9 protein-coding genes are annotated in these 13,076 nt (G+C 68.5%); 2 read left to right on the forward strand and 7 right to left on the reverse strand.

Going from position 1 to position 13,076, the window contains the following annotated elements; genetic code table 11:
• The first annotated feature begins 26 nt into the window (after positions 1-26).
• Both AC1DZQ_RS02515 and AC1DZQ_RS02520 read left to right on the forward strand, forming a co-directional pair.
• Positions 27-1,157 (forward strand): FAD-dependent oxidoreductase, encoded by a 1,131-nt coding sequence (locus tag AC1DZQ_RS02515; RefSeq protein WP_476961997.1) that lies wholly within the window; start codon positions 27-29, stop codon positions 1,155-1,157.
• Positions 1,158-1,309: 152 nt separating this feature from the next.
• On the forward strand, positions 1,310-2,452 hold the full coding sequence (locus tag AC1DZQ_RS02520) for a GmrSD restriction endonuclease domain-containing protein (protein ID WP_476961998.1): 1,143 nt from the start codon (positions 1,310-1,312) through the stop codon (positions 2,450-2,452).
• Between the two features lie 33 nt (positions 2,453-2,485).
• Here the strand turns inward: AC1DZQ_RS02520 and AC1DZQ_RS02525 are convergent, their stop codons facing one another.
• The 7 genes from AC1DZQ_RS02525 to AC1DZQ_RS02555 form a co-directional block, all read right to left on the reverse strand.
• Positions 2,486-5,113 (reverse strand): trehalase-like domain-containing protein, encoded by a 2,628-nt coding sequence (locus tag AC1DZQ_RS02525; protein ID WP_476961999.1) that lies wholly within the window; start codon positions 5,111-5,113, stop codon positions 2,486-2,488.
• Between the two features lie 186 nt (positions 5,114-5,299).
• Entirely contained in the window at positions 5,300-6,376 is a 1,077-nt protein-coding gene (locus AC1DZQ_RS02530) for a glycoside hydrolase family 130 protein (RefSeq protein ID WP_476962000.1), read from the reverse strand.
• A gap of 87 nt (positions 6,377-6,463) precedes the next feature.
• Positions 6,464-8,623 carry a hypothetical protein gene (locus tag AC1DZQ_RS02535; RefSeq protein WP_476962001.1) on the reverse strand — a complete coding sequence of 720 codons (2,160 nt, stop codon included), beginning with the start codon at positions 8,621-8,623 and terminating at the stop codon, positions 6,464-6,466.
• Between the two features lie 60 nt (positions 8,624-8,683).
• Positions 8,684-9,775, reverse strand: a complete 1,092-nt coding sequence (locus tag AC1DZQ_RS02540) for a glycoside hydrolase family 130 protein (RefSeq protein WP_476962002.1) — start codon at positions 9,773-9,775, stop codon at positions 8,684-8,686.
• A gap of 3 nt (positions 9,776-9,778) precedes the next feature.
• On the reverse strand, positions 9,779-10,762 hold the full coding sequence (locus tag AC1DZQ_RS02545) for a carbohydrate ABC transporter permease (protein ID WP_476962003.1): 984 nt from the start codon (positions 10,760-10,762) through the stop codon (positions 9,779-9,781).
• 1 nt (position 10,763) lies between these two features.
• Positions 10,764-11,660 (reverse strand): carbohydrate ABC transporter permease, encoded by an 897-nt coding sequence (locus tag AC1DZQ_RS02550; protein ID WP_476962004.1) that lies wholly within the window; start codon positions 11,658-11,660, stop codon positions 10,764-10,766.
• 109 nt (positions 11,661-11,769) lie between these two features.
• Positions 11,770-13,071, reverse strand: a complete 1,302-nt coding sequence (locus AC1DZQ_RS02555; RefSeq protein ID WP_476962005.1) for an ABC transporter substrate-binding protein — start codon at positions 13,069-13,071, stop codon at positions 11,770-11,772.
• Positions 13,072-13,076 lie beyond the last annotated feature (5 nt).

The raw sequence follows: 13,076 nt of genomic DNA on the forward strand, positions 1-13,076 counted from the left end.
CGGCACAAAACCCCGGAGGAGGACCCTTGAAAACAACCCTGGACACTGTGGTCATCGGTGGCGGCGCGATGGGCTCCGCGGCCGCGTGGGCGCTGGCCCGGCGGGGCCGGGACGTGACCCTGCTGGAGCAGTTCGGGCCCGGCCACCGCAACGGCGCCTCCCACGGCACAACCCGGAACTTCAACCCCGGCTACGCGGATCCGGACTACGTCGCCATGCTGGCCGAGGCGGCGCGGCTGTGGCGAGAGCTGGAAACCGAATCCGGCGAGCGCCTGATGGCGCGCACCGGCGTCGTGAACCACGGCACTGACCCGCAGCTGCCCGAGGTCCGTAGCGCGCTGCTTGCCGCCGGGCTCCGGGCGGAGTTCCTCTCCGCCGAGGAAGCCGCGGAGCGCTGGCGGGGCATCCGGTTCGCCCAGCGCGTGCTGCACATGCCGGACGGAGGCCAGTTGAACCCCGACGCCGCGTTGCCCGCCCTGCAGCGCCTCGCCGCCGGCCTCGGCGCCGAGATCCGCCATCATGTGAAGGTCCTTGATCTGAAAGTCCTCGACGACAGCGTCCGGCTCACGCTCGAGTCAGGCGGTCGCACCGAGATCCTCTCCGCGAGGCGGGCGGTGGTCACCGCCGGCGGCTGGACCACGAAACTGCTGGCTGGCGTGGCGCCCCTGCCCCGGCTGACGGTCACCCAGGAACAGCCCGCACACTTCGCCATTACCGACGAGGGCGCCCAGTGGCCGGGGTTCAACCACATGCCCGGCCACGGGGACGCGTACGCATACTGGCGTTCGCCCGTTTACGGCATGCAAACCCCGGGCGAGGGGATCAAAGCCGGATGGCACGGGGTGGGCCCGGTGGTGGATCCGGACCGTCGGAGCTTCACGGCCGAGCCCGAACAGCGGGCGGCCCTGCAGCGCTACGCCCGGGACTGGCTGCCCGGGGTCGACGCCGACTCCCTCACCGACATCAGCTGCACCTACACGACCACCGTGGATGAGAACTTTGTCCTGGACCGGATCGGCCCGGTGGTGATCGGCGCGGGCTTCTCCGGTCACGGATTCAAGTTCACGCCGGCCGTGGGCAGGATCCTGGCCGACCTCGCCACCGGCGACGGCGGAGCACCGGCCGTCTTCTCGGCATCCCGCCCGGGGACCCGCTGACTCCCGCCAGAGCAACGCGGGGTCACATCGCGCCCATAGTGGGGCCCGGCATGGGCGCGACGTGACCCCGCGTTGCTGTGTGGGCCGGTAGGCTGGGGCCGGTCTTAAGCGCCCCGCGGATACCCGGGGCATCAGCATGAAGTGGGGAAGAATTGCTCAGCACGCGATCAGGCAGCACCCAGTCCAGCAGCGCCCAGTCCAGCGATTTCCAGTCCAGTAGCGCCCACGCAATAAGTGCCCGCAGCCGGCAGATCGGCGCGGTCGACTGGATTGTCCGGGGCGTGGCCGGCCTCCTGCTCGTGGCGACGTCAGCGTGCGCCAGTCCCGGGGCAGTCCCTCCGGCCGCCGGATCCGGTGTCCGCCCCGGCGTCACGGCCGCCCCCGCCGCCGCGTCGGCCGGCACGGACAGCGCTCCGCTGGATCCGGACACCACCCCCGGTGCAGATGTTCCCGGCGTCGAAGTTCCCAGTGCCGACGTTCCCGGCGTCGGCGCAGCGCGCCAGCAACCGGCCATGGCGAGGAAGGCCCTTGAAGTACTGGCGACGCTGCCCGTCAAGGGTCGCGCACCAAAGACGGGCTATTCACGCGACCAGTTCGGCCCGGCCTGGTCCGACGTCGACCACAACGGCTGCGATACCCGCAATGACATCCTCCGCCGCGACCTCACAGCCCTCGCGCTCAGGCCCGGGACGCGGGGCTGCGTGGTGCTCTCCGGCGTCCTGGCCGACCCCTACACGGCCGTCGCCATCCACTTCCTGCGCGGCAACGCCACCAGCACCGAGGTCCAGATCGACCACGTCGTGGCCCTCAGCGACGCCTGGCAGAAGGGCGCACAGCAGCTCAGCCCGGCACGGCGGCTGTCCTTCGCCAACGATCCCCTGAACCTGCTGGCGGTGGATGGCCCGGCCAACCAGAGAAAGAGCGACGGCGACGCCGCCACTTGGCTGCCGCCGAACAAGTCCTACCGCTGCACCTACGTCGCCCGCCAGATTTCGGTGAAATCCAGCTACGGGCTCTGGGTGACCCAGGCCGAGCACGACGCCATGACCCGGGTCCTCGCGGACTGCCCGGGCGCCTTGGCCTCGACGAACCAGCCGGCATCCGCCCCAGCGCAGGCCCCGCCTCCTGCCCGGCATCCCGCGCCTGCGCCAGCACCCGCGGTCGCACCTGCCTACGGGGTGGCTTACGCGAACTGCACCGCGGTCCGCGCCGCCGGCGCGGCGCCCATCCACGTCGGCCAGCCCGGGTACAGCCGCAAGCTGGACCGCGACGGGGACGGTGTCGGCTGCGAGTAGCGGCGGGCCGGGCCTCGGGCCGATTCCGGGTGGTCAGTTCTTCTGGTGCTCGTGCAGGAGCCGGGCGCACCGGATGAAGCCCAGGTGCGAATACGCCTGCGGATGGTTGCCCAGGTGGGTTTCCGTGCCGGGGTCGTATTCCTCCGGCAGCAGCCCCGTGGGACCAAACAGGTTCACCAGCTGGTCAAAGAGGTCCCAGGCCTCGTCGATCCGCCCGACGGCAATGTAGGCCTCGATCAGCCACGTGGTGCAGATGTGGAAGCCGCCCTCCAGGCCCGGCAGCCCGTCGTCGTACCTGTAGCGGAAAACGGTGGGCCCCACCCGCAGTTCCCGCTCCACCGCCGTGACGGTGGTCAGGAAACGGGGGTCGTTGACGTCCAGCAGGCCGGAGAGACCGATGTGCAGCACGGCTGCGTCCAGGTCCGGGCTGTCGTAGGCCACCGTATAGGAGTTCGCCGACTCGTCCCAGCCTTCGCGCAGGACTTCCTGCCGGATTCCCGCCGCTGTGGGCTCCCAGGCAGGCAGCGGTTCCCGGCCATGCCGGGCGGCCGTGCGCAGCGCCCGGTCCAGCGCCACCCAGCACATCACCTTCGTGTAGACATGGTGCCGCGGCGCCCGCCTGGCCTCCCAGATGCCGTGGTCGGCCTCCTGCCAGCGGGCCAGCACGGCCGCGGCCATCTGGACCAGCAGTTCCCAGTGCTCGTCGGAGAGCACGCCCTGGCGGGCGCTGAGGGCGTCGATCAGCTCGGCGATCGGGCCAAACACGTCCAGCTGCACCTGGTGGTCGGCGGCATTCCCGATCCGGACCGGCCGCGATCCCGCGTAGCCGGGCAGGCTCTCGATGATGGCCTCGGTGGACAACGGCGCCCCGGTCACCGAGTAGAGCGGATGGAGCCACTCCGGGCCCGGGGCGTGGGCCAGAATCCGGCCCAGCCAGGCCAGGAAGCCCTCGGCCTCCGCGGTGGAGCCCAGGTCCACGAGGGCGTTGACGGTCATGGACCCGTCCCGCAGCCAGCAGTACCGGTAGTCCCAGTTCCGGGTGCCGCCGATTCCCTCCGGCAGTGAGGTGGTGGGCGCGGCCAGCACAGCTCCGGTGGGTTCGTGGACCAGGGCCCGCAGCACCAGCGCGGACCGGCGGACCAGCGAGGGCTTCACCCCGGGCAGTTGCAGCTCGTGGACCCAGCGCCGGGAGTGATGGGCGACGGCGGCGCGACGCCCGGTCTCATCGTCCGGGACCGGGGGCTGCGGTTCCGTGTCGCCGCAGCGCAGGTTGAGGACCACCGGCCCGTCCCGCAGGTCGACGTCGCCCGTGGCCGTGGCGTGCCGGCCGTCCGAGGTGATGGCAAAGGCCACGCCGGGCGCCCGAAGAACGATCGGATCCGCGGTTCCCACGACGTGCAGTTCCGTCCCGCGCGCCTCCATGCTGAACGGCGCATTCGCGTAGTCCGGCCGCGGGGCGAAGACGATCCGGGCCGTGCCGGTGCCGGAGAGCACCCGGACCAGGCTGGTGATGCCGTCCGGTGCCGGCTCCAGGTAGTCCGTCACGGTGACGTCGGCCCAGCGGGTTTCGACGATCATGGTGCTGTCCACGTAGCGCTGGCCCAGGACCTGCGAGGACTTGGCCGGTTCCACGGAGAAATGCCCGGCCGCATCGCCGCCGAGCAGATGGGCAAACAGCGACCCGCTGTCCGGCAGCGGATGGCTCATCCAGCAGATCTTGGCGTCCGGCGTGATCAGGGCGGTCGACGAGCCGTTGCCGATCATGGAGTGCCGTTCCAGCCCCACGGCGTCCTCGCCGAAAAGCCACGCCCGCCGCAGCTCGAACAGGATCGCCAGGACGCGGGCGAACGACTCCGGGTCCCGGAGCGTGTGGTTCGCCACGCTGGGCCCCTCCCCCACGCGCAGCGCCATGTCCGGCCCGCGCAGCGTTGCCATGGCCAGCTCGTCGCTGGAGGCGTCCCCGGCGTAGAGTGCGGCGCTCACGCCGAGCATGGAGCGCAGGTGCTCCAGCGCGGAGGCCTTGGACGGTTCCACCACGGAGAGGTCCAGAACTGAGCCGTCCACGATGAAGTGCAGCCCGTGGGCCCGCGCGATCTCCTCGGCCTTCGTGGTGGCCAGTGCGACAACGTCGGGGGCGGCCGGGCGGGTGTGCACGGACACGGCGACCGGTTTCCGCTCGATGCTGATGCCACGGTAGGCGCCCACGGTTTCGGCGAGCGCCTGGCTGGCCTGCTGCAGCACCGATTCGGTGGCGAGGGACAGCCCGTGGGCGTAGCCCATGTCGAACTCCGCGCCGTGCGAGCCGACAAGGTGCACCTCCGCCGGGAGCCGTGAGACGGCGGCCAGATCCCGCAGCGACCGCCCGGAGATGACGGCGGCGTGGGTATTCGGGAGGGCTGCCAGCGCCCGCAGCGCAATCGCGGCGCTGCCCAGCGGCAGGGTCTCGGTGGAAATGCCTTCCGACGTGCACAGGGTCCCGCCGTAGTTGCAGGCCACGAGCAGCCCGGGGGTGCGGGCCAGGATTTTGAGCTGAGCCAGCAGTTGCGGCGTGAGCCCGTCGTCGGCCGCGTTGGTCTGTACGAAGGCGCGGAGCAGGCCCAGCGGAAGGGATTTGGTCAGAAGGGCAGAGTCAGCCAGGGTCTGGTTGAGCGGTGTGGGCATCGGCGCGGTCCTTCGAGTAGTCCCCCAATGCCTGCATGGGAATCGCCCCCGGGAGGACGCACTTCAAGTGTCCTCCCGGGACGATTTCGCACGGGTGTCCCGGCCGTTGCAACTATGTAACATCCCGCCGGCCGCCCTGACGCCACCGGGAGCAACACCGGATCCAGTGCAGGGAGCCTTCGGGACTTAGCTGGGGTCGGCGCGGTAGAAGTACATCTCCCTGGACCCCGAGGGTGCATCCCAGCCTTGGGCAAACATCCAGGTTCCGCCGAACTTGAGCAGCCCTCCCCACGCCAGCGACCCGCCCCGGTGGACGGCCTTCTGGGTGAAGGGCTGGCTGGTGTCATACAGTGCCTGCGCGGCGGAGAATTGGCCGTCGGCGTCGCCGTAGAAGAAGTCCAGGACCAGCTCGGTCGGCTCGCCGCCGTCGGCGTCGCCGCTAACGATTGCGCAGGCCACTTCGTGCAGTGAGCCGCCCAACGGTTCAAGGTCCAGGTATTCCTGCGGCGCAAACGTCCAGTTCACCATGTCAGAGGACCGTCCGACGTGGGTGGTTCCACCGCAGCCCTCCGACAAATACATCAGGTAGTCCCCGCCGATCTTGACGGCCTCGCCGCGGGCGTTTCGGGGGATGACGGCCCCCTTGGCCCAGTACCGCGACACCTCGTGGGGGACAGCCAGGCCGAGCTTTTCCCAATGGATCAGGTCATCGGACACCGCAACATTGATGTCGCAGCCAACATCGCCGAGGGGATAGACATCCCCATCCTGGCCGGCCTCTCCCGCGCCGTGCTCGATCGTCCAGATCCCGTTGTAGAACATGTAGTACCGGCCGTTGGCCAGGTACACCTTGGGATCTTCGCAGCCGAGGATCTCATTGTCCATGGTGGGGTAGATTGCCGGGTTGGCGGGGCTGTCCTGCCACCCGGTTTCGGGATCGAAGACCGCCACACCGATGCGGCTGGAGACGGATTCCTTGCGCGGAGAGGCGCGGTAGAAGAGGTAGAGCTTGCCGTCGCGCTCCATGACGGAGGGGTTGTAGATCGAATCCGCGGTCCAGCCGATGCCGGTCGGGTCATTCCAGTCCTGGACCTGACGGAAGGAAAGGGAATCGTCCTTGCGGAACGGGCCCACAGCCCATTCCGGGTGCTCCGGGTACTCGGCCGAAAATTGATCGGTGGAGATGGTGTCCGTCAGCGGATTGCTGAACTTGAGCGCTCCCTCGTAGCTCGTGAGCAGTGCTTCGGTGGTGATTTTCTGCATGTGGGCTCTTCCTGTCCTTGGATTGTGGTGCCGGGGCCGTGGGGATCAGTGCTCCCGGAGGCGGCGGCGATGGTTGCTGGTGACGGGTTACTGGTTGCGAACCAGGCTCACCCAGGTGAAGCCGCCCGGGGCCACGCTGATGCGGCCGGACTGATCTGCCGCGTTCTGTCTGGGACCTGCGGTGACGGGCCGGCCGGAGGCGTCAAAGGCCTGCTGGCTCAGATGGAACCCGGCGGGCAGGTTCGCGTTGCGTTCGATGCGTTCCGGGGCCGCGCTGACGTACAGCGTGGACTGGCCGCCGGGTCCGGCGACCGAGACGGTGGAGAGCTGCGGCTGGACCAGCAGGGCGTCGAGGGCGACGTCACCGTCAGTGGTGCCGACGACGGCGGCCGCCGCGGCGGGCAGCGCGCGTTTCAGCGCGAACGGGAAGAGGATGCCGGGCGCATCGGTGATGCCCTGGGCGCCAGCCCCGCCGTTCCGGGTGGTGCCGAGCGGACCTTTGCCCGCGGTCCAGCTGGTATTGCCGGAAGGGGCAATCCTCTGGTTGACGATCGGGTAGATATTTCGGGGTTCGTCGGCGGCCGGCAGGGGCAGGCTCAGGGACGCTCCCGGCTTCAGTGCGACGTAGGCGCCGCCGGAGATGTTGGATTCCCCGGTCCAGGCCGAGGCGGGCTTCACCACGGTGCCCTTGCCGGTGATGGCCCCGGATTCGGCCTCGACGACGCTCAGCCCGTGGGTCGAGACGGTGCGGGTGATGCCGAGGGCCTTGGTCTTCAGTTCCGGGTTGGCGTCCAGTGCCAGCATGGTCAGCAGGGCATGGATGGTGGATTCGGCGCCGGAGTTCGGGTTCACCCGGCCGTCGGGCTCGATCCCGTCGATCGCGGTGCCGGCGGCGGGGTTGTAGGCGGGTGCGCCGCTGGGATTGGCGCCGAAGAACCAGCCTGCCGCAATGGCGGCGAGATCCAGCAGGCCGGGGGCGTTGGCGGCCTTCGCGGTCGCCACGAGGCCCTGGACGCGGGAGTCCACGCCGTAGGCGATCTGCGCCTCGCCGGGCGTGGGGCTCCAGGCGTTGTCCGGGCCGCCCGCGGCGAGCAGCTGCGGGGTGAACTGGGCGGAATCCTTCACGGCGGCGCCGAGCAGCCCGGGCTGGTTCAGCACGGTTGAGGAAGTGGCGGCGGCGGCCGGAGCCATCCCGCCCCAGGCGTGCCAGAGCGTGCGGGACTTGTTCCACGGCAGGATCGCGCCGAAGGGCCATTCGGTGCCGGAACCCGATGACATCGCGGCGACGCCCTCGCTCAGCCGGGTGAGCGCCTGGGTGGCGACGCCGTCGCCCGGGGCGGCCTTGACGTAGGCGGCGAGCCCAAGCACGGCCTCCGCGGAGGCGTCAGCGCCGCCGGAGATCAGCCAGGCCGGGACCTTGGCGCCGTCGGCCGTGTCATAGGTGCCGTATTTGGCGAGGGACTGCTTGTTCAGCGAGCCCACGGCCAGCTGCAGCCGCTCCTGCAGGAACGACGCGAAGGCCGGGTCGGCGCCGGCGAAGGCCGCGTAGCCTTCGCCGAGGGCCCAGACGGTGCGTGCCAGCCAGTACGACTCGGCCGAGTCGGAGGGGTCCGGCAGTTCCACCGGTTTGGCGCTCGGCGTGAGCGTTCCGTCGGGCTGCTGCCAGAGGACCACGTTGCCGGCGTTCGGCCCGGACGTGGTCTGCAGGTACGTCAGTGAGCGCAGGGTCTGGAAGGCGCGGTCCTTGCTGGCCGGGTCGCCGGTCTGCTGCCAGTGGCGCAGGTAGACCACGGCGGTCCGGGCGATGTCGTCGGCGTTGTAGGCGCCCTGGCTCCAGTGGCCGGTGGCGGGATCCAGGGCTCCGCCGCCGATCCGGGCGTAGCTCCCGTCCGCCTTCTTGTCCGCGTAGGTCCACGGGGCCTGTGCCGAGGGCATCCGGTCCAGCTGGTAGGTGCTGTGCCCTTCCACCGGGGAGAGCGGCACGGTGTCCATCAGGAAGTTCAGGTGGCTGAGGTTGGTCAGGGGTGCCGCGGCGGGCGCGGCCGGAACGGCGGCCCCCTTCCCGGCGGCTCCCTTCCCGGCAGTCCCCTTCCCGGCGTCCCGCTGCGGGACAGTTGCCGTCCCCGGTGCGGGTGCCGCGCTGGCGGCACCCGCCCCGAGCAGGAGCGCGGGCAGGAGCATCGATGCGGACACGGTGACGGCCGTGAATCGATTTCTTCGTTTCGAGCGGACATCGTTGTTCGTCATCGGTGGCTCCTGGCTGGCTGGTTGTCGGGCGGGAACGGCGGAACTGGCTGGGGGGAGGCGCTAGTTGGCGGGAATCCGGTCCAGCTTGGCGACGCCGATCTTCGAATCAGCCATGCCGTAGAAGACGAACAGCTGCTCGCCGATCTTCTCGATCGCGGTCGGGAACACGACGTTGGGCACGATTCCGGACATCTCGTCCTCGGTTTCGGGCGCCAGGAGCGGCTTGTCGCTGCGGGCGATCACCTTGGAGGGGTCGTCGGCGTCGAGGATCATCGCGGCGGCGGTGTAGTTGACGTTCTGCTGGTGGTCGAACGCGGACTTCTCCAGCGCGCCGGAGACGCCGTGGTGGATCAGCAGCCAGCCTTCGTCCACCCGGATCGGGGCGGGGCCGCCGCCGATCTTCAGTTCCTCGAACGGGAATACGCTCAGGGCCACGAGCCGGTGCTTGGCCATGTGGACGAGGTTGCGGATGTCCTTGTCGACGTCCGCGACCGGCGCGTAGGAGATCCAGATGCCGGGACGGTTGTCGGTGATGCCGGCCGGCAGGTGCTCGCCCTCGCCCTCACGGACCCAGCCGAGGTCCCACATGGGGCGGTGCAGCATCGCGTAGGAGGGGACGCCGTCGGGGTCGTTGACCGGCTCCGGGAAGAACACGGCGTCCTTGTTCGGGAAGAGGTTCAGGTCCATGGAGAGGTCGGCCTGGTAGCCGAAGAGGCACGGGCCCAGGCGTTCCCAGTTGCGCAGGTCCTCCGAGTAGGCGAAGGCCAGGCGCGGGCCGAGCGGGCCGTAGGCGACGTAGGTCATCAGGTGCTTGCCGAGGGCGGGGACCCAGGTAGTGCGGGGGTCCTCGGTGCCGGCGTTGTTCAGGCCGCGTTCCCAGCCCTCGTCGGGGGCCAGGACGATGCCCTGGCGTTCGACGCCGGTGGGGACGCCGTCCTCGATGATCACCTTGGCCAGTCCCACCCGGGAGACGTTGCCCTTGGCGACCAGGCGCGGCAGCAGGTACAGCTCGCCGTCGGTGCCGCGGCCGCTGGCCGGGTTGAGCACACCTTCGGCCTCGAATTCGTTGCCCGGTTCCGGAGTCATGATGACGCCGGCGCGGGTGAGGGTGAAGGGGACGGTGGGCAGTGCGGAAGTGTGGGGGGAGGTCATGGATTAACCCTTTACGCTGGAGCCGATATTGGTGGAAATGAACTGACGCTGGAAGAAGATGAAGAGTGCGACGGCGGGTGCCGCGAGGACGCAGGCGCCCGCCAGGATGGCGCCGAACGGGTTGGACGCCGTGGCGGAGATGTTGGAGATGTAGTTCGCCAGGGAGACGGCGAGCGGCTGGATGGACTGGTCCTTGGTCACCAGGAACGGCCAGAGGAACTCGTTCCACGGCCCGATGAAGGTCAGCAGGATCGCCGTGACAATCGCGGGCTTCACCAGCGGGATGGCGATCTGCCACAGGATCCGCAGTTCGGAGGCGCCGTCGATCCTGGCCGCCTCGAAGAGGGTGGAGGGCAGCTGCATGAAGTACTGGCGGAAGACGAACACGGCGGTGGAGTTGATCGCGAAGGGCAGGATCATGCCCAGGTACGTGTCCGCCAGGCCGTAGTCGCGCACGATCATCACGTAGAGCGGGATGAGCAGCAGCTGGAACGGGATCATCTGCACCAGCAGCATCATCCCGAATACCAGCCCCTTGCCGCGGAAGTGCATCTGGGCCAGGGCGTACCCCACCAGCAGGCCGAAGATCACGGTGAAGAAGATGACGCCGCCGGTGAAGACGCCCGAATTGACCAGGCCCTTGAGCAGGTTGATGGAGTTGTTGATGTTCGCGTAGTTCTCGCCGGTGATGTTCGCCGGGTTGGGGAACGCCCCGGCCACCGAGGTGTCCGGTGAGGTCTGCAGCGAGCCGATGAACATGTAGTAGAACGGGAAGAGGAAGACGAACGCGCCCAGCGCCAGGAGCACGAAACTGCCGAGGCCGAGGCTCCGGCGCTTCTCCACGCCGGAGGCGCCTGCACTCTGCTTGCCCGCCGGGTTGACGGGGAGACCGCCGGGGCGGCGTGCGCCGTCGCTGTTGTTGCTGTTGCTGTTGCTGCTCCCGTCATTCTCTTCGTTGGGCGCAGCTGCCTTGTTGAGAATCGACATGTCAGTCCTCCTTCCCGCCCACGAGGCGTTTCTGGATCAGGGCAATCAGCAGCACGCCGATCACCAGCACCACACCCAGTGCGGCAGCCAGATCGGGATTGCCCTGCAGGATGCCCATCTGGTACATCAGGAACACCGGTGAGGTGGAGGCCCCGTCCGGGCCGCCGCCGCCGGTGAGCAGGTACGGTTCCGTGAACAGGTTGGCGCCGGTGATGGTGGCCAGCAGGGTCACCAGCACGCTGGCCGAGCGGACGCCGGGAACGGTGATGTTCCAGAACTGCACCCACTTGTTGCCGCCATCCACCGCGGCGGATTCGTACAGCTCCTCCGGGATGTTCTGCAGCGCGGCCAGGTACAGCAGGATGAAGAACCCCAGCTGCTTCCAGGTCACGAACAGCGCCACGGTGGGCATCGCGAGCCACGAGTTCACGAGCCACGACGGGTTCGGGGCCAGCGGCCCGAGGACCGAGTTGACCAGGCCGTTTTGCTGGAACAGGAACAGCCAGACGCCGACGACGGCGACGCTCGCCGTGACGTACGGGACGTAGTAGCTGACCCGGAAGAACGTCTTGAGCTTCGTCACGCGGTTCAGGGCGTTGGCCAGGACCAGGGACAGGCCGACGGTCAGCGGCACGTTGATGATCAGGAAGATCCCGATGTTGGCGAAGGAACGCTGCACGGCGGGGTCGGTCAGGACGGTGATGTAGTTCTCCAGGCCCACGAACGGCCGGTCGACCTTGACCTTCGGTGCGGTGAAGAAATAGTCGTGGAAGGAAATGTAGACGGCGTAACCGAGGGGGAACGCCAGCACGCCCAGGACATAGATGACGTAGGGGGCACTGAACAGCAGGCCCAAGGGCTGGCGGCCCAGGAAGTTCTTGCGCTTCCTGGCCGACATCCGCCGGTCCCCTGGCCTCCGGCCCCCTGCCTGTGGGGTGCTGTCCCCCGCAGTTTGGCCGGAGGCCGCGCCGCCGTCAGCTGAGCGAAGTGACATGGAGATTCACCCGCTACTTCTGCGCTGCCAGTTGGTTGATCTTCTCGGCAGAGCCCTTGAACGCGGCGTCGACGCTTTCGTTGCCGAAGATCACGGACTTGGCGTAGGCGGTGCGGAAGGTCTGCCAGATCTCAACCGAGTTGGACACATTGGGCACCTCCACGGTGCGGCCGGCCTGCTCGGCGAACTGCGTGTACAGGGGGTTCTTGGCGAAGTAGTCCGCGTAGACGGTCGGGAGGTCCTTGCGCATCGGCATCTGGCCGGAGTCGGCGAGGAGCTTGCCGTCCTGTTCCTTGCTGGTGGCGAACTTCATGACTTCCCAGGCCGTGCCCTGGTTCTCGCAGGCGGAGTACATCGCGACGTTCTTCGCGTCCGAGAAGGTGGAGCCTTCGGTCTGGGCCTGCGCGGCCGGAACCGGCACGGCACCCCAGTTGACCTTGTCCTTGTAGGCGGCGATGGCCCACGGACCGGCCAGCGACATGGCGGCCTTGCCTTCGGCGAAGGAGTCACCCTGGTAGACCTCCTTCGAGGCCAGGTTTTCCTTGTACAGGGTTTCGAACATGGTGGCTACCTGCTTGCCCTGGTCGCTGTCGAAGGTGGCCTTGCCATCCTTGACCAACGGCGCGCCACCGGAGTTGGCGGCGTAGAAGGGGTAGAAGTCGAACCAGGACTGGAAGAAGTCACTGGCAGGGGACGGCCAGACGGCGTTGGCCGCGGCTCCGGACTTCACCAGCGTGCGGGCAGTGTCCAGGAATTCGGCCTGTGTGTTGAGCTTGGGGTTCTCGGCGTCCAGGCCGGCTTTCTTGAACAGGTCCTTGTTGTAGAAGAGGACCACGGGGTTGGACTTCCAGGGCAGCTGGTACATCTTGCCGTCGCCTGACTTGTACTGGTCAGCGAGGTCGCCGGTGCGATCCTTGATGTACTGCGCGCCGTCAGGGAAGGAATCCAGCGGGACGAGTCCACCCTGCTTCTGGAACTGGGGAACGGCGACGGGAGCGGTGTTGAACACCAGGCAAGGGGCATTGCCGGCGGTGATGGCCGCGCCGATGACTTCCTCAGAGCTCTTGCCGGCCGGGATCTCCTGGGCATCGATCTTCTGGTCCGGGTGTGCGGAGTTCCACGACGCAACCATGGCCTTGCCCCACTTGACCTCGAATTCGTTGTTCGAGTACCAGATCTTGATGGGGCCCTTCGCCGTCGTTGCCGACTCGGCGGTGCTGCTGCTGGCGCCGCCGCCGCAGCCGGCCAGGCCCGCTCCCATGATGGTCAGGGCGGCCACGGACAAGACTCGCGTGGCAGTTGAAAAGCGCTTCATTGCGT

Source organism: Arthrobacter sp. P1_C12_2 (assembly GCF_056406415.1).